The organism is Rhodococcus sp. JS3073 (genome assembly GCF_026810085.1).
GTDB lineage: Bacteria > Actinomycetota > Actinomycetes > Mycobacteriales > Mycobacteriaceae > Rhodococcus_F > Rhodococcus_F wratislaviensis.
Genome location: NZ_CP113951.1, coordinates 4,750,629 through 4,767,199, shown reverse-complemented (window position 1 = coordinate 4,767,199; position 16,571 = coordinate 4,750,629). Strand labels below are relative to the sequence as shown.

Below are 16,571 nucleotides of genomic sequence, written 5' to 3'. Positions count from 1 at the left end.
CGCCGCCGCTACCCTCCGGCGCTACCCTGACCTGGAGGCCACGCACACTGACCCAGGGGGAGAGCTTGACCACCACACCAGACCGTGTTCGCACGGCGTTTCCGGAGATCAGCTCGCGTGCGTGGGAGCACCCGGCGGATCGGGCGGCGCTCGTCACCCTGCGCACCTTGAAGGGATTCGACACCGTCTTCCGGACCATCTCGGGTCTGCTGCAGGAGCGCCAGCACCGGCTGATGTACCTCGCCACCTCGGTGCGCGTCGACGAACGGCAGTTCAGCGATCTCCACGACCTCCGCAGCGACTGCGTGCGCATCCTGGGCGCCGACGAGACACCTGAGTTGTTCGTGCTGCAGACCCCGGTCGTGAATGCCTTCACCATCGGCGTGGACCGGCCGTTCATCGTGGTCACCACCGGGCTGCTCGACGTGATGAATTACGAGGAGCAGCGCTTCATCATCGGCCACGAACTCGGGCACGCGCTGTCCGGGCATGCGGTGTATCGCACGATCCTCATGCATCTGATGCGCTTGGCCGGGACCATCGGCTGGATTCCGATCGGCGGGTGGGCGCTGCGGGCGATCATCGCCGCGCTCATGGAATGGCAGCGCAAATCGGAACTGTCCGGCGACCGTGCCGGATTGCTGTGCGGGCAGGACGTTCACACCGCCCTCCGTGTGCAGCTGAAGCTGGCAGGCGGTTCCCGGGTCAGCGAGATCGACACCGACGCCTTCCTGGCGCAGGCCGCCGAGTACGACGCCAGCGGCGACCTGCGCGACGGAGTCCTCAAGCTCCTCAACATCGAACTGCTCTCCCACCCGTTCTCGGTGCTGCGCGCCGCCGAGCTGAAGAAGTGGGTGGACAGCGGCGCCTACGCAGCGATCCTGCGCGGGGAATACCCGCGCCGCAGCGAGGACGACGACGCCAAGATCAGCGAAGAATTCCGCAAGGCCGCGAAATCGTACAAACAGAATTTCGATACCTCGAACGACCCGTTGATCCGCATGCTCCGTGAGATCGGCAGCGGACTGGGCACGACCGTGGACGCCGTCGGAAACGGCGTCGGCGACGTCGCGGCGGACATCAAGGAGCGGTTCACCCACTGGCGCAGGAATTCCGACGGCAAGAAGGATTCGGACGACGACAGCTAGCCCGGAATCGACCAGAGGCCGGGCGCGGTTTCGCGCGCCCGACCTCTCCGGTCAGTCGGCCATCGCCTCGGCCAGTTCCTCGACCTCCTGGATGACGGGTTCGGGCACCCGCACCGGGCCGGGGGTGTAGGTGACCGACCGCAGCCTGCCGGTGAATCGGAAGGTTCCGCGGCGTTCCCGCAGATCCCACACGACGGGTCCGCGGGCGTCGACTCCCACCGAGATCCCGGTCCACGGCGCCATGCCGACCAGCTGGAACTGGTCGTCGAGGGTGGCCACGTCGGTGGTGACCCCGGCCGAGTCGGTGAGGGCGATGGTGAAGTTCCACCGGACGGATTCGGTGGCCTCCGCCCGGACCTGCACACCCACCACATCCGCACCGAGGGGCGCGGAGGTGTGCGCGACGCGGCCGTAGCTGTTGACCGCGAACACGATCCGGCCGTCCTCGACGTAGAGCACGTATCCGCCGTGAGGGTCACCGTGGGCGACGAGCACCCCTTCGTCGCCTGCGGCGATCGCGTGGGTGGCGACGTCGATGGTGAAGTCGCGGTACTGGATCAGCACACTGGACCGATAGCGTTCCAGCGTCGGCGTGCCCGCGAGGATCTTCACCGGCTCCGCGAGTCGGCGCTCGTCGGGCCGCCGCTGCACGGCCTTGCGGTCGTTGAGGATCGGGAACACAGTGTTGTGCCACGCCGCCTGATCCCAGGCCTCGGCGAGTTCCCGCACCTTCTCGGGAAAGAGATGCGCGACGTCCGTGGTTTCGGCGGGGTCGGATTCGACGTCGAACAGCTGCCACTGCGGATCGTCGACCCGAGTCGGATCCGTGTGCAGCGACAGCAGTTTCCAGCCGTCCCGGTAGAACCCGCGGTGACCGCCGAACTCGGCGTACTGCTCCGTGTGGGGGGTGGGTTGCGCGGCGTCCCGCAGGACGTCGGCGATGCTGACACCGTCACGCTCCTGGGCGGGAAGCCCGTTCCGGTGGCTCGGAGTCTCGAGTCCGGCGAGATCCAGGAGCGTCGGGGTGATGTCGGTGACGTACGAGTAGTGCTTGCGCAGTCCGGTGTCGCCGTCGGCGCGCCCGAGTCCGGCCGGCCAGGACAGCAGGAACGGCACCCGGACACCACCGGCGAACGTCTGCCCCTTGTAGAACCGGAACGGGGTGTTCGACGCCTGCCCCCAGCCGCGCGGGTAGTGGACGCCGATCTTCTCCGAGCCGATCAGTTCCTCGTCGTGCGGAACGTCGCGCACCCAGTCCGACGGGACCGGTCCGTGCACGAATTGGCTGAAGTACGAACGCGTTCCCGCCGCGCCACCCTCGGCGGTGCCCCCGTTGTCGGACGTGAACACGATGATCGTGTTGTCGGTCTCGCCGAGTTCGTCGAGGGTGTCGAGCACCCGGCCCACGCTCTGGTCGATGCTGTCGACCATCGCGGCGTAGACCTCCTGGTACCGGGCGAACCGCAGCTGCTCCTCTTCGGTGAGCTCGTCCCACGGCGGGGCGTCGTAGCCGGGTTCGGTGTTGCGTTCGGCCATCTGGGTTCCGGGCGGAAAGAACCCCGCCTCGAGCTGCGCGTCGAAGCGGCTGCGCCGCACTGCGTCCCAGCCCTCGGTGTAGCGGCCGCGGTACTTGGCGAGGTCTTCGGGCTTGGCCTGGTGCGGTCCGTGCATCGCGATGTGCGAGAAGTAGAGGAAGAACGGCTTGTCGGCGTCATGGGCGCGCAGGCTCTTGATGCGGGCGACGGCCTTGTCCGTGATGTCGTCGGTGACGTAGTAGTCCGACGGATACTCCTCGACGTCGACCACGGAGTTGTCGGAGATCAGCTCGTTCGGGTAGTAGAACGAATTCAACCCTTCGAGCGAGCCGTAGTAGCTGTCGAATCCACGCTGCAGGGGCCAGGAATCGCGGGTGCGACCCGGCGCGAGGTTGGTATCGCGCGCGAGATGCCATTTGCCCACCGCGTGCGTGGCATAGCCGTTCGCGCGCAGAATCTCGGCGAGGCTGAGTGCGTCGTCGGCGAGTTCCATCCGCAGCCCGGGGAAGCCGGGGTCGAAGTTGGCGACGCTGCCGTAGCCGGCGCGGTGCGGGTTCAGGCCGGTGAGCAGCGCCGCGCGGGCCGGTGAGCAGACCGAGGTGGTGTGATAGTTCGACAGCCGGTAGCCGCTGTCGGCGAGCCGGTTCAGGTTGGGGGTGTCGATCTCGGAGCCGAACGGCCCGATGTCCGAGTAGCCCATGTCGTCGATGAGGATGACCACGATGTTCGGCGCGCCGGCGGGGGCTTTCGTCTCCGGCTTCCACCACGGCGTCGACTCCGCACTCGTCCGCCCGATGTGTCCGCCGAATCCGTCGTACCCTCGCGCGCCCGGAGGGATCTGCTGTTCGCCGGAACCCTGCCCGTTCCCGTTCGCTGTCGAATCCGTCACAATCACAATCCCTTTCACTATCCGAGGCATGTTTCCCCAGAGAATCGGAGAAATATTTCCCCGTGCAATCCGGGAAATACTACGGTCGCCCACGAGCCCGTCGAGTAGTTAGAATCATGCAGATTTCAACCACTGTGCGAACTTGGTCGGGCATCCGAGCCGGTGCTAGCTTCGATCCCATGGGCACCCCGACCAGCTGCGACCGCGTCTCCATGCGGTGTCGCTGCCGTAGCTGAACGTCCCCTCACGCCTCTCGTCGTCCGGACAACTCGTTCCGGGGTGTTCACGGGTCCCGCGTATCCCCTGCCCTTCCCACTTCCCTTCGGGTGACTCTTAGGACACAGCAATGTCTTCTCGTTTCCGCACGTCGACCGCGCACCGGCGCCGGGGCCTTCTCGTGTCGGCGGTTGTCGCCGCCCTCGTGGTGCTGGCCACCGGGTGCACCTCGGCGGTCGTCCTGCAGCGGTCGGGTACGGAATCGGTGCTCCAACCGGGAGAGAACGTGCCCACGGGCGGGATGGCGCGGATCGGGGTCGGTGCCGACCTGATCCCCGCGACGTTCCTGTCGCTGGGAAACAACCCGACCAACGGTGGGGTCTCGGCCAACGTCTTCGACACTCTGGTCCAGTACCCGCACGGCAGCCTCGAGCCCGAGCCGCGGCTGGCCACGTCGTGGCAGCTGTCGGACGACGGACGTCGACTGGAGTTGGCGCTGCGCGACGATGTCCGCTTCCACAACGGCAAGGAATTCACGTCGAGGGACGTCGAATTCACGTTGCGGACCTACACCGATCCCAGTTGGAACGCGCAGTTCCGGCGCACCGCGGCGACGATCGCCGCATTCGACACCAGCGACCCTCACCGCATCGTGCTCACCTTGTCGCAGCCGACCGGGAACATCTTCGACCTCCTGGCGGTCGCGCCCATCCTGGACGGCGACACCGTCGACGGGCTGAAGGAGGGGCGGGTGTTCAACGGCACCGGTCCGTTCACCTTCGTCTCCTGGCAGCCGAAGGTCGCGCTGTCGCTGGCCCGCAACGCCGACTACTGGGGCGAGCCGCCCCACCTGGACGGAGTGACGTTCACCGTCGTCTCCGACGATCAGGCGCTGGTGACCAAATTGCGGACCGGCCAGATCGACGCCGCCTACGATCTGCCCTCCCTCGATGCCGAACTCGCCGTGTCCCGTGGCGGATTCCGCTCCCACGTGCTCGAGGGGGCGGAGTCCGATCAGTACATCGGGATCAACGTCTCCGCACCGCCACTGACCGACGTCCGGGTCCGGCAGGCGATCGCGTACGCGATCGACCGGGACCGCATCCTCGCCGACGTGTACCGGGGCAAGGGTTACGCCTCCAGCCTGCCGTGGCCGCGGACCTCGCCCGCCTACGACGAACAGACCGCGAACACCTACGGCCGGGACGTGGAACGGGCCCGCGCACTCGTCGCCCAGATCGGTGACGTCCCGACCATCCCGCTGAACTACCCCGCCGACCGCACCTCCCGGATCATCGCGGAGATCATCCAGGCGAACCTTCGCGACGTGGGCATCGACGTCGACCTGATCCCCACCGACGCAGCCCAGATGACCAGCCTGCTGGTGGCCGGCCAGTTCCCGGGGCTGTGGGTGACCCAGCACGGTTTCGGGCAGATGACCCCGTCCACCCTGGCCGTGGCCGCCTTCCCGTTCAACGCGGTGAAGAACGCCTCCAACTTCCTCGACCCGGAGTATCAGGCGCATGCGGTGTCGGCCTGGCAACAGCAGGACCCCACGTCCCCCGCGGCGATCGACGCCTACCGCGCGCTGAACGCCGACCTGCTGGAGTCGCTGTTCCTGGTGGAGATCGGGGTGGTGCAGACCGAGGTCGTGGTGTCCACCGATCTCGGCGGGTTCGACTGGTCCCGCACCAACGATCCCCGCTTCGACTCCACGTACCTGCTGCGCACCTGATCCGACGACCGCCCGCACACCCACCGACACAGGACTCGACATCATGGTGACCTATCTGGCCAGGCGGCTCCCGTCGGCCGTCCTCGTACTCTTCCTCGCCTCACTCCTCATCTTCGCGATCCTCCGCCTGGTTCCCGGCAGCCCGGAGGAGACGCTCGCCGGGGCGGACGCCTCACCGGAACAGTTGGCGGCCGTGCGTGCCGATCTCGGTCTCGACCGGCCGCTGGTGGCGCAGTACCTGTCCTGGCTCGGCTCGCTGTTCCGCTTCGACCTCGGCAAGTCCTACATCGTCGGAGGGTCGATCGGTGACCTGATCGCCTACGGTGCCCAGAACACGGTCGTGCTGGCAGCGTCCGCCCTGCTGATCGCGGTGGTGTTCGCGCTCGTCGTCAGCACCGCTTCGGTGATCTTCCGCAATCGGGTGCTCGATGCCGTTGTGACGGTGAATAACTCGATCGCGGCGGCACTGCCCATCTTCATCACCGGAACGCTGCTCGTGCTCGTGTTCGGGATCCTGTGGCCGATCCTGCCGTCCGGCGGGACCCCACCGGACGGGTTCCTGACCCGGCCCGACATCGCCGCGCAGTATCTGATCCTCCCGGCGATCACCCTGGCGATCCCGGCGGGCGCCGCCCTGACCCGATTCCTGGTGGAGGCCTTGCACACCGAACTGCGGCAACCGTATGTCGTGACGGCACAGTCGATCGGCGTCGGCCGTCGCCGCATCGTGCTGGCGCACGCGCTGCCGAACGCGCTGCCGTCGGTGTTGACCGTTCTCGGACTGACGGTGGGCGGGCTGCTCGGCGGGGCCGTGCTCGTGGAATCGATCTTTGTCTGGCCCGGACTGGGGCTACTCACCGAGGAGGCGATCAACAGCCGTGACTATCCGCTCGTGCAGGTGTTGCTGGTCCTCTCCGTGGCGGTGTTCGTGGTGCTGCAGCTGCTCACCGACGTCGCGCACGCCTGGCTGGATCCCCGTATCCGATTGGGAGGACCGGCATGAGTGAGCTGGTCGATCGTGATCTGACAGCCCCGGAAGCATCGCTCCCCAGCGGCCCGGCGGACCTCCGGCCCGGCCTCGTCCCGGAGACCCCGGCGGATCGGGATCCACGCCGCAGCACGGAACCGTTGTGGCGCAGCCTGACGCATGGCCGAGGTCTGGCCGGCGCGGTGCTCGTCGGGATCGTCGTGCTGCTCGGGGCGCTCGCCCCGGTGCTGGCTCCGTTCGCGCCGGACGAGCAGTTGGACGCGTCGTTCCTCCTCGGCCCGAGTTCCACACACTGGCTGGGCACCGACGACGTGAACCGCGACGTGCTGTCCCGGGTGTTGTTCGGGATCCGCGCCGACCTGGTGATCGTGTTCGTCGCGGTGCCCGCCGGCGCGATACTCGGATCACTGATCGGTCTGGTGGCCGCCATCCGGGGTTACACCGACGTCGTCGCGCAGCGCGTATTCGACGTGATCCTCGCGTTCCCGGCACTCGTTCTGGCGATCGCTCTGACCGCCGTGCTCGGGCCCGGAGTCCGCGCGATCGTGCTGGTGATCGTCCTCGCCGAGATACCCGTGTTCGGCAGGCTCATACGTACGTCTGTATTGAGGGTGCGCGAACTTCCCTACGTCGAGGCCGCCGTGGTCTCGGGTGCGAGCACCGGCTGGGTTCTCCGCAAGCATGTTCTGCCGAATTCGATCGAGCCACTCGGAGTTCAACTGGCACTGTCGATGTCGGTCGCCGTGTTCATCGAAGGCGCGATGAGCTTCCTCGGCATCGGTGTGGTGCCACCGACTCCGTCGCTCGGCTCCATCCTCAGCGACGGGAACCGCCATCTCGAGACCAACCCGCTGTTCGCGGTCGGCCCCCTGGTGGTCGTCTCCCTGCTGACCCTCGGCTTCCTGCTGATCTCCCAGGCGTTCGCGCACGCCCGGCGCCTGTAGAAAGGACCACCCTCGTGACCGCAGCATCCACCACTCCCGCCCTCGAGGTGACGGACTTGCAGGTGGCGTTCAGCCATCCGCGCCCGGCTGTCCGGAGCATCGGTCTCCGCGTGAACCGGGGCGAGATCGTCGCGCTCGTCGGCGAATCCGGATCCGGCAAGTCGATCACTGCCCGCGCCGCGATGGGACTGCTCCCGCACACCGCAATCGCGACCGGCTCCGTGAAGGTCGACGGCGTCGAGGTGCTCGGTGCATCCGAACGCGAACTCGAGGCCATCCGCGGCGGACGGGTCGCGATGGTCTTCCAGGAGCCGCAGACGGCGCTCAATCCTGTGCGCACGGTCGGCTGGCTGATCGGTGAGGCCCTGCGTGCCCACGGCCACTCGGGCCGGAAGCAATTGCGCGATCGTGCGATCGAACTGCTGACCCTGGTGGAGATCCCGGAACCGGACAAGCGCGTCGACTACTTCCCGCACCAACTCTCCGGCGGCCAGAAGCAGCGTGTCGTCATCGCCCTGGCACTGGCCAACGACCCTGTCCTGCTCCTGGCCGACGAGCCCACCACGGCGCTCGACGTCACGGTGCAAGCCGAGATCCTCGCGCTGCTCCGCCGGCTGCGGGACCGCACGAATGCCGGCATCCTGCTGATCACCCACAACCTGGGTGTCGTCGCCGATATCGCCGACAGCGTGGTGGTACTCCAACTCGGCGAGGTCGTCGAACGCGGTGAGGTCACCGAGATCTTCGCTCGACCCGAGCACGGGTACACCCTCCACCTGCTGGACTCGGTCCTGCGGCTGCCGCAGCCGACCGACGTTGCAGAACCGGTCGCCGAGGTCGCCGACCCGACCACCCCGGTCCTGCACGTCGACACCGTGTCGGTCGTCTACCCGGGCCGGCGCGGTCAGGCCGCGTTCCGCGCGCTCGACAGCGTCTCGCTCGAGCTTGCCGCGGGTGAAGTGCTCGGCGTGGTCGGTGAATCCGGTTCGGGAAAAACCACTTTGGGTCGCACGATCGCCGGATTGATTGCACCGGCGACCGGGACGATCCGCGTGGACGGCCGAGATGTCGCCGCCACCCGCGGATCCGCGCTACGAGCACTGCGTCGTCGGCTGGCGTTCGTGCCGCAGGATCCCGCCGCCTCACTCGATCCCCGCTTCACGCTCGAGGAGAGCATCGCCGAGCCCCTCGACATCCACCGCATCGGCACCCGCGCCGAACGGCGCAAGAAGGTAGTCGACCTGCTGGATGCGGTAAGGCTGCCGGCGTCCTTCGCCACGCGGCTCCCGTCCGAGCTGTCCGGCGGGCAGCGCCAACGGGTCGCGTTGGCCCGGGCCCTCGTGCTCGAGCCCACCCTGCTGATCGCCGACGAACCGACCAGCGCCCTGGACGTCTCCGTGCAGTCCGACGTGCTCGAACTGTTCGCCACCCTCCAGCGGGAGCTCGGTTTCGCGGCCGTGTTCATCAGCCACGACCTCGCCGTGGTCGAGCGGGTGTCCACCACCGTCGCCGTGCTGCGGGCCGGACAGCTGGTCGAGACCGGGCCCGCCACGCGAGTGCTGACCCGCCCTCAGCACGACTACACCCGGCGGCTCGTGGCCGCTCTGCCCATACCGGACCCCGTGGCGCAGCGTGCCCGGCGACAAGCGACGGCAACGTTGTGACCTGCATCGCCGAAAAGCAGGCGCAGAACGTGATCTGCGCTATGAAAGCGGCGACATTTACACGGGCGTAAGAAATCCAGGACAAGCTTTGCGAAGGCTTGTCCACCGGCGGTCGCCGGCAGCGGCAGGCGCTGGTGAATGTGCTCCTGCCCACGTGTGACCGTCCAGAAAGCTGTACCACTGTGCTCCAGCTCATCTCGATACTCGGCTTTCTCCGAAGGGTCGGCTCCACTGCTCTACCGTCGGTGCGTGCTTCGCTGCTTCGCTTCGCGGGGTACCTGGTGCCGATCGCACAGACGGCGGTCACCGCGGGGGCGGCGTGGTGGGTGTCGGTCGAGGTGGCCGGACACGAGCAGCCGCTGCTGGCCCCGCTGGCGGCGGTGGTGTGCCTGAGCGTCGCGCGGGGTGCCCGCAGTCGCCGGGCCGGCGAGCTGATCGCGGGTGTCACCATCGGAACGATCGTCTCGGACGTCGTCGTGCGGTACATCGGCAACGGACCGTGGCAGATCTGCCTCGTGGTGGCGGTGGCGATGTCGTGTGCGGTGCTCCTCGACGGTGGTTCGGTGATCGTCCTGCAGGCGGGTTCGTCGGCGGCGCTGGTCGCGGCCATGGCATCCGCCACCGCCGCGCACCCGTTCGACCGGGTCGTGGACGCCTTGATCGGGGGCGCGCTCAGCCTGGTGGCGCTGTCCGTGTTGCCCACCGACCCCGTGCGACGGACGCGACGGTGCGCCGCCGCCGTGCTGGACAGCGTCGCCGCAGCCCTCCGGCAGACGTCGAAGGGCCTGGCCGCCGGTGATGTGTCCGCACTGGAGGATGCACTTGCACTCGCCCGTTCGACGCAGTCGACCATCGACAGCATGCGCGTCGAACTCCGCTCCGGCTCCGAGGTGGCCCGCATCTCCCCGATCCACTGGCGGGGACGACGCCGCATCGGCCGGCTCGCATCGATCGCCGACCCGATCGACAACGCCGCACGCAACACCCGGGTTCTGGTGCGGCGGGCCCTGATCGCCACGTACGACGGCGAGCGAGTGGACCCGCAGCTGGCGGACGCCGTCTCCGATCTGGCGCACCTCGCCGACCGGATGCGGCTGATGATTCTCGCGACTCCCGCGAAGAAGCCCAACGAAATCCAGATCAGCGACGAACTCGAACGATTCGCGCGCTCACTGCCGCAGCAGGAGATCTCGGCGGGATTCTCCGCGGCGGTCGTCTCCGCGCAGGTCCGATCGATCGTCATCGACTTCTTCGAAGTGTGCGGCATCCCCCGCGCCGTCTGCAGGCCGATGCTGCCCCGTCCCGCCCACTACGCGGGCGCCGCGTAGCCCGGCGGGGGTGCCCGTCTCGTACAGGGACTGACCGCGTCCGAGATGTCGCTCCACAAACCACGTCGATCGAGTTCCGCGATCATGTGATCGGCTCCGGCCAGGATGTGTGTTTCCACGAGCGTCTTGGCCGACCTGGCGGCGCGCTTGCGCAGAGCGGCAAGCAGGCGCGCCTCCTGTGGGGTCGAGATTTGGGCGTCGTGGAGGTTCGGCAGGTTCGCAGTGACCGAATCCAGGAGACGGACAAGCCGAGGAGAGCCGGCGGCGGCGTTGACTTTGCGATGGAAGGCGTGCCCGAGTGCGGCGACATCGTCGGCGTCACCGTGGGCGATCGCCTTCTGGTGGTCTCGGAGAATGGTCGTGAGCTCGTCGAGGTCGGTAGGGCCGATGTTCTCGGCGGCTCGCGAGGCGAGTTCACCGGCCAGCAGCGCATGGGCCCAGACGAGGTCGCGCACATCCTGTTTGGTGAATGGAGCAACGACATAGCCGCGGCGAGGGATCGTCTTTACGAACCCCTCACCGCACAGTTTCAGAAGTCCCTCGCGGACGGGAGTAGTGCTTACTCCGACAGCCTCCGCGATCCGTTCGATGCGTACGAACTCTCCTGGTCGCGCCTTCCCGGCAAGAATCATCTTCCGTACATAGGAGGCCACTTCGTCGGGCAGTTGCTGGAGCGCGGAGGCTGGTTGATCGAGCATCGTCGGTGGACATCTTTCCAGTGTCGGATGGGCCTTGATCAGTGGGCAGCCCGGCTCAGACTGCTTGCGTAGGCGAGGATCTCACGGGCGGTTTTGATGTGGGCGTAGTCGACGTGCATGTCTTCGTACCGGACGGCGGCCAGCCCTTGGGCTTCGACTTCCTCGAAGGCCTCGATCATGCCCGAGTAGAACGCGATTTCGGCGTCGGACGGGCTGAACACCTCGTTGGCGAGTGCGATGTGCGAGGGATGGATCAATACCTGGCCGCGGAAGCCGAGTTCGCGGTTGCGTTCGGAGAAGTTCCGTGCCCCGTCGTGGTCGGTGAGGTCCTGCCACACCCCGACCAGCGGGAATTCGAGACCGTTGGCGCGGGCGGCGAGCAGGGCCCGGCTGCGCAGATACAGGGTCTCCTCCCCGGTTGGGGTGAACTGGAACCCGACGGATCTGGAGACGTCGGCGTCGCGGGCGGTCCCTGCGAACAGGGTCGCCACCCGAGGCGAGGCGACGGCGATCTTCTCGCAGTTCGCATACGCCTCCGCAGTCTCGAGGCAGCAGATGAACTCGAGTTTGCCGGCGTCGACGCCGTTGGCCCGTTCGAAATGGGTGACCAGGGCGTCGAACCGGACGATGTCGTGGGGCCCATAGGTTTTCGGCAGCACGAAGCCGTCGAGTCCGGGGACGGCGACAGCGGCGATGTCGTCGCCAGTGATCCCGGTGTCCAGTGCGTTCAGCCGCACGTACAGTCCGACATCCGCCCCGGCGTCCCGTAGTTGCGCGATGGTCCGGGCGGTCACTGCGCGTCCCTGGTCCTTCAGGTGCTCGGGTACAGAGTCCTCGAGGTCGAGGATCAGGCCGTCGGCACCGGCGGCAATGGCCTTCTCGGCCCACCCCTCCCGATGCCCGGGGACGAACAACAACGAACGAAGCGGTCTCATGGTGTCTTCTCCAGTTTCTTGTGTAGTAATTCCATTCGGATGGCGTCGGTGTCGGCGCCCAACGCCGGGACCCGGCCCGCTGTCGTGGTCCACCCCTGTGCGAGGGCGGGCGGCACCAGGGCAGGGACCGGGCCGGCCGGGGTGTCGACGTTGCGCCAGCGGCCGCGGGCGGCCAGTTGCGGGTGCTCGGCGAGGCCGCGGATCCCGTTGAGTCGGGCGTTGCCGATCCCGGCCGCATCGGCGGACTGCTGGATCTCGGCCAGGGTGCGCTGCGCGCACCAGGCGGCGACGATCGCGTCGAGTGCGGTGCGCTCCCGGACACGGTCGTCGTTGCGGGCGTACCGCGGGTCGTCGGCGAGGTCCGGGCGGCCCAGAAGGTCGGCTGCCAGGCGCCGCCATTCCCGGTCGCTGGTGGTGCCGAGCACCGCGGTCAGGCCGTCGGCGGTCGGATAGGCCCCGTAGGGTGCGACCATCGGCGAGCCCATGCCGACCGGCTCGGGTTCGGCACCGCCGTGGATCACCTGGTTGAGGGCGAAACCCATCATCTCGGCGACCACGTCGAGCATCGCGATCGGGATGACCGCGCCGCGCCCGGTCCGCTCCCGCTCGTACAACGCGGCCAGGATGGCCGAGTACGCATACAGTGCGGTGCCGATGTCGGCGATCGGAATCCCCGGTTTGGCCGGTTGCCCGGGCAGGCCGGTGATGGTGCAGGACCCGGCCTCGGCCTGGATGAGCAGGTCGTAGGCTCGTTTGTGATCGAGCGGTCCGCCGCGCCCGTACCCGGAAATGTCGACGATGATCAACCGTGGGTACCGCCGGGCCAGCTCGTCCACCCCGAGACCGAGCCGGCCGAGCGCACCGGGGGCGAGGTTGCTGACGATCACATCCGCCCGGGTCAGCAGATCACCGAGGAGATCGTGATCGGCCGGGTCCTTCAGGTCCAGTGCAACGGACTGTTTGCCGTGGTTGAGCCACACGAAGTGCGCGGCCAACCCGCGCACCGCCCGGTCGTAGTGCCGGGTCGAGTCCCCGACCCCGGGTTGCTCGACCTTGATCACCCGGGCACCCAGGTCGGCGAGGTGCCGGGTGCACAGCGGTGCGGCGATGGCCTGCTCGAGGCCCAGCACGGTCACCCCCTCCAACGGCCCGCTCATGCGAACCTCGGCTCACGCTTGTCACGGTGCGAGGCAACACCCTCGGTCACGTCCGGGCCCCCGAAGCCGTAGAACTCGAAGCCCAGGGAGGCGTCGAAGAGCGGCATCGCCTGCCGGTACCAGTTGTTCAGGGCGTGCTTGGTGAACCGCAACGCGCTGCGTGACCCGCGTGCCAGGTTCTCGGCAATGCCCAGGGCGCGGTCCTGCACGGCGTCGTCGTCCACACACACCGAGACCATCCCGATCCGTTCGGCCTCCTCGCCGGTGAGGACCTCGTTGGTGAGCAGGTGATACTTCGCCTTGGCCATCCCGCACAGCAGCGGCCAGCAGATCGCGGCGTGATCGCCGGCGGCCACCCCGATCCGCACGTGCCCGTCGACGATCTTCGCCCGCCGACCGGCCACCGACACATCCGCCAGCAGGGCGGCGACCAGTCCGGCCCCGACGGCGGGCCCGTTGATCGCGGAGACGATCGGTACCGGGCATTCGATGATGTTGCGGACCAGATCGCGGGCCTCGTGCATCACACGGGTGCGGGTGTCCCAGTCCTTGACCATCGCGTCGATGAGGTCGAAGCTGCCGCCGGCGGAGAAGGCGCGGTCGCCGGCGCCGCGGATCAGCACCGCCCGCACCGACTCGTCCCGGGCGATCGCCGCCCACACATCCGCCAGCTCGCGGTGCATGTCCGCACCGACCGCATGCAGATCCGGCCCGTCGAGCACGATCCGCAACAACCCATCCGACGGACGATCGATCGCCAACGTCGGGAACTCGTCATACGTCTTCACTGCACTACCTCGACACTCTTCTCGCTTATGTTGTGCAACGGGATGTCTTCGAGCGGTGTCGCCGGGTCGAGTGACGACATGTCCCCCACCGGGTCCCCGAGGAACCGCGCCCGGATGGCGCGGCGCATGATCTTGCCGTTCTTCGTCTTCGGCAGCGTCGCGACCGTTAGGACGGTCGGCGCAAAGGACTTACCGGCGTTCCGCAGCGCCGTAGCCTGCAGATCGTCGGGATCGACACCACCCTCGCGCACCACGGCGAACGCGACGGCACACTGACCACGCAGCTCGTCCGGTACCCCGATCACCGCGACCTCCACGATCCGCGGATCCCGCAGCAGCGCCGCCTCGATCTCCGCCGGACCTACCCGACGACCCGACAGTTTGATCGTGTCATCGGACCGGCCATGGATCCGCCACACCCCGGCCGTGTCGACGCTGGCGAGGTCACCATGCACCCACACGTCGTCCCACCGCTTCCAATACGTTTCGAGGTACCGGTCACGGTCCTGCCAGAACGCGTGGGTCATGCCCGGGAACGTGTTCCGGACGGCGAGCTCCCCCACCTCGCCGACTAGGGGCGCACCGTCCTCCCCGAGGACGACCGCATCGACGCCCGGCAGCGCCCCGTTGAACGCGGCGGCGGCCGTGGGCAGGAACGGGTACCCGATGACGATGCCGCCGCCGACCTCGGTTCCGCCGCTGTAATTGATGATCGGCCGGCGCGTCCGCCCGACCTCCTGGAACAGCCACCACCACGTGGGCTCGTCCCACGCTTCCCCTGTGGAAACGAACGAGCGCAGCGTGGGCATCTCGCGCACCGCTCTGTCGCCGCCTGCCATCAACGCGCGGGCCGCGGTCGGGGCGATGCCCTGAACGGTGACCCCGTTGCGTTCGACGATCTCCCACATCCGGTCCGCGGCCGGGTAGGTGGGCAGACCCTCGACCATCACGATGGTGGCACCGAGCTGCAAAGGCCCGGTCATCAGCAGCGGGCCCACCAACCACCCGAGGTCGGTGATCCAGGAAACCACGTCGTCGGCATGGACATCGAACCCGTAGGCGAAGTCCACTGCGGCCTTCACCCCGAAACCGCTGTGCGAGTGCACAATCCCCTTCGGGCGACCCGTCGTACCGGACGTGTAGACGATGGTGAGCGGGTCGTTCGCCTCGGTCGCCGCCGTCTCCACCGGTGCCGGATTCGGGTCCAGATCGTCGAAATAGACATCGCGACCCTCGGCCATTGCGACATTGGTACCGAGGTGGCGGAGGACGACGACGGTGCGGACCGACGGCGCCGATTCGAGCGCCTGATCCGCGGTCTCCTTCATCGGCACCGGCTTGCCGCGACGGGTCGTGCCGTCCGCGGTGATCAACATGACCGCCTCGGAGTCCTGCAGCCGGGTGGCCAGCGCGTCCGGCGCGTACCCGGAAAAGGTGGGGACCGAGATGGCTCCGATCATCGCGATCGCCAGAAACGCGATCACCGCCTCCGGGACCACGGGGACGAACAGCACCACCCGATCCCCGCGCGTGACGCCGAGTCGGGTCAGGTTCGCCGCGAACCGGCGCACCTCCCGATCCAGTTCGGCGTAGGTCAACGTCCGCCGTTGCCCGCTGTCCCCCTCGTAAACCACCGCCGTCTTGTCCATGAGTTGGCCGACAGCGTGCCGGTGCGCGCACAGGTTCGCGACATTGAGGTGCCCGCCGGTGAACCACCGCGGGAACGGTTTACCGTCGGACTCGTCACGGACCTTCTCGAACGGCGCGTCGAAGGTGATCTGCAGATCGTCGACGACATTGCGCCAGAACCGTTCCGGGTCGGCAACCGCCGACCGGTTCAGCTCGTCGATGCTCTCGTGTCCCCAGCGCCGCATTGCCGACAGCAACCGGCTGCGGTCGACTACCCTCTCGCTCGGAATCCAGGCGTACCGCCGGTCGGTGTCCTCTTGACTTGTGGTCATGGCGTTCTCTCCTCGACGTGTGCGACCGGTCAGGCGTGGACCGGTTCGGCCGCCGTGCGCTTGAGCATCAGCCCGGCCCGGCGGCACTCGCACACCACCTCGTCACGCTGGTTGATGCCGTAATGACGGAACTGAACAATGCCGGAATCGTTACGGCTCTTGGACTCCCGCTTCTCGAGGATCTCGGTGCGCACCCGGATGGTGTCGCCGTGGAACACCGGCTTGGGGAACTTGACGTCCTCGTAGCCGAGGTTGCCCAACGTGGTGCCCTGCGTGGTCTCTGGCACCGAGATACCCGACACCAGGCCGAGGATGAACAGGCTGTTGACCAGACGCTGCCCGTAGATCGAGCCCCTGCTGTATTCCGCGTCCAGATGCAGCGGCGCCAGGTTCAACGTCATCGTGCTGAACAAGACGTTGTCCGTCTCAGTCACGGTGCGGCGGGTCGGGTGGTCGATGACCAAACCCGGCTCGAGCTCTTCAAAGTACAGACCGGGCATGGGAAGTCCTTTCAATTTCGGCAGCATCGCTGCTGCCGGTGTCAGTACGTAGTGCGCGAGTTGCGCACTACGTGTTGCGGTAACA

13 protein-coding genes are annotated in these 16,571 nt (G+C 67.7%); 6 read left to right on the top strand and 7 right to left on the bottom strand.

Going from position 1 to position 16,571, the window contains the following annotated elements:
* The first annotated feature begins 65 nt into the window (after positions 1-65).
* Positions 66-1,148, top strand: coding sequence for a M48 family metallopeptidase (locus OYT95_RS21595; protein ID WP_268788996.1), 1,083 nt, complete (start codon positions 66-68; stop codon positions 1,146-1,148).
* A 51-nt stretch (positions 1,149-1,199) separates the two neighbouring features.
* On the opposite strand, the gene OYT95_RS21590 is transcribed toward OYT95_RS21595, so the two are convergent.
* A complete protein-coding gene (locus OYT95_RS21590) occupies positions 1,200-3,572 on the bottom strand; it encodes an arylsulfatase (RefSeq protein ID WP_268788995.1) in 2,373 nt (790 codons plus the stop codon).
* Positions 3,573-3,918: 346 nt separating this feature from the next.
* Between OYT95_RS21590 and OYT95_RS21585 the strand changes: the two genes are divergently transcribed.
* The 5 genes from OYT95_RS21585 to OYT95_RS21565 all read left to right on the top strand — a co-directional run bounded on the left by OYT95_RS21585 (position 3,919) and on the right by OYT95_RS21565 (position 10,447).
* On the top strand, positions 3,919-5,523 hold the full coding sequence (locus tag OYT95_RS21585) for an ABC transporter substrate-binding protein (protein ID WP_268788994.1): 1,605 nt from the start codon (positions 3,919-3,921) through the stop codon (positions 5,521-5,523).
* A 43-nt stretch (positions 5,524-5,566) separates the two neighbouring features.
* On the top strand, positions 5,567-6,526 hold the full coding sequence (locus OYT95_RS21580) for an ABC transporter permease (protein WP_268788993.1): 960 nt from the start codon (positions 5,567-5,569) through the stop codon (positions 6,524-6,526).
* Positions 6,523-7,455, top strand: a complete 933-nt coding sequence (locus OYT95_RS21575) for an ABC transporter permease (RefSeq protein WP_268788992.1) — start codon at positions 6,523-6,525, stop codon at positions 7,453-7,455. The genes OYT95_RS21580 and OYT95_RS21575 overlap by 4 nt, the downstream gene beginning before the upstream one ends.
* 14 nt (positions 7,456-7,469) lie before the next feature.
* The gene (locus tag OYT95_RS21570) at positions 7,470-9,119 is read left to right on the top strand and encodes a dipeptide ABC transporter ATP-binding protein (RefSeq protein ID WP_268788991.1); all 1,650 of its coding nucleotides are present in this window, start codon (positions 7,470-7,472) and stop codon (positions 9,117-9,119) included.
* Between the two features lie 182 nt (positions 9,120-9,301).
* On the top strand, positions 9,302-10,447 hold the full coding sequence (locus tag OYT95_RS21565) for an FUSC family protein (protein WP_037242766.1): 1,146 nt from the start codon (positions 9,302-9,304) through the stop codon (positions 10,445-10,447).
* Here OYT95_RS21565 and OYT95_RS21560 read toward each other — a convergent pair.
* The 6 genes from OYT95_RS21560 to OYT95_RS21535 are packed head-to-tail and all read right to left on the bottom strand — an operon-like array spanning position 10,429 to position 16,486.
* Positions 10,429-11,145 (bottom strand): GntR family transcriptional regulator, encoded by a 717-nt coding sequence (locus tag OYT95_RS21560; protein WP_268788990.1) that lies wholly within the window; start codon positions 11,143-11,145, stop codon positions 10,429-10,431. The genes OYT95_RS21565 and OYT95_RS21560 overlap by 19 nt on opposite strands.
* A 38-nt stretch (positions 11,146-11,183) precedes the next feature.
* Entirely contained in the window at positions 11,184-12,080 is an 897-nt protein-coding gene (locus OYT95_RS21555) for an HpcH/HpaI aldolase/citrate lyase family protein (RefSeq protein ID WP_268788989.1), read from the bottom strand.
* Positions 12,077-13,237, bottom strand: a complete 1,161-nt coding sequence (locus OYT95_RS21550; protein ID WP_268788988.1) for a CaiB/BaiF CoA transferase family protein — start codon at positions 13,235-13,237, stop codon at positions 12,077-12,079. The genes OYT95_RS21555 and OYT95_RS21550 overlap by 4 nt, the downstream gene beginning before the upstream one ends.
* The gene (locus tag OYT95_RS21545) at positions 13,234-14,025 is read right to left on the bottom strand and encodes an enoyl-CoA hydratase/isomerase family protein (protein ID WP_268788987.1); all 792 of its coding nucleotides are present in this window, start codon (positions 14,023-14,025) and stop codon (positions 13,234-13,236) included. Before OYT95_RS21545 ends, OYT95_RS21550 begins: the two co-directional genes overlap by 4 nt.
* Entirely contained in the window at positions 14,022-15,986 is a 1,965-nt protein-coding gene (locus OYT95_RS21540) for an AMP-binding protein (protein ID WP_268788986.1), read from the bottom strand. Before OYT95_RS21540 ends, OYT95_RS21545 begins: the two co-directional genes overlap by 4 nt.
* Positions 15,987-16,015: 29 nt before the next feature.
* Entirely contained in the window at positions 16,016-16,486 is a 471-nt protein-coding gene (locus OYT95_RS21535) for a MaoC family dehydratase (protein ID WP_268788985.1), read from the bottom strand.
* Between the last annotated feature and the right edge of the window lie 85 nt (positions 16,487-16,571).

Coding starts and splice junctions, on each gene's coding strand:
- OYT95_RS21580 (WP_268788993.1), top strand. CDS start 5,567: ATGGTGACCTATCTGGCCAGGCGGCTCCCGTCGGCCGTCCTCGTACTC.
- OYT95_RS21575 (WP_268788992.1), top strand. CDS start 6,523: ATGAGTGAGCTGGTCGATCGTGATCTGACAGCCCCGGAAGCATCGCTC.
- OYT95_RS21585 (WP_268788994.1), top strand. CDS start 3,919: ATGTCTTCTCGTTTCCGCACGTCGACCGCGCACCGGCGCCGGGGCCTT.
- OYT95_RS21535 (WP_268788985.1), bottom strand. CDS start 16,486: ATGCCCGGTCTGTACTTTGAAGAGCTCGAGCCGGGTTTGGTCATCGAC.
- OYT95_RS21550 (WP_268788988.1), bottom strand. CDS start 13,237: ATGAGCGGGCCGTTGGAGGGGGTGACCGTGCTGGGCCTCGAGCAGGCC.
- OYT95_RS21540 (WP_268788986.1), bottom strand. CDS start 15,986: ATGACCACAAGTCAAGAGGACACCGACCGGCGGTACGCCTGGATTCCG.
- OYT95_RS21555 (WP_268788989.1), bottom strand. CDS start 12,080: ATGAGACCGCTTCGTTCGTTGTTGTTCGTCCCCGGGCATCGGGAGGGG.
- OYT95_RS21560 (WP_268788990.1), bottom strand. CDS start 11,145: ATGCTCGATCAACCAGCCTCCGCGCTCCAGCAACTGCCCGACGAAGTG.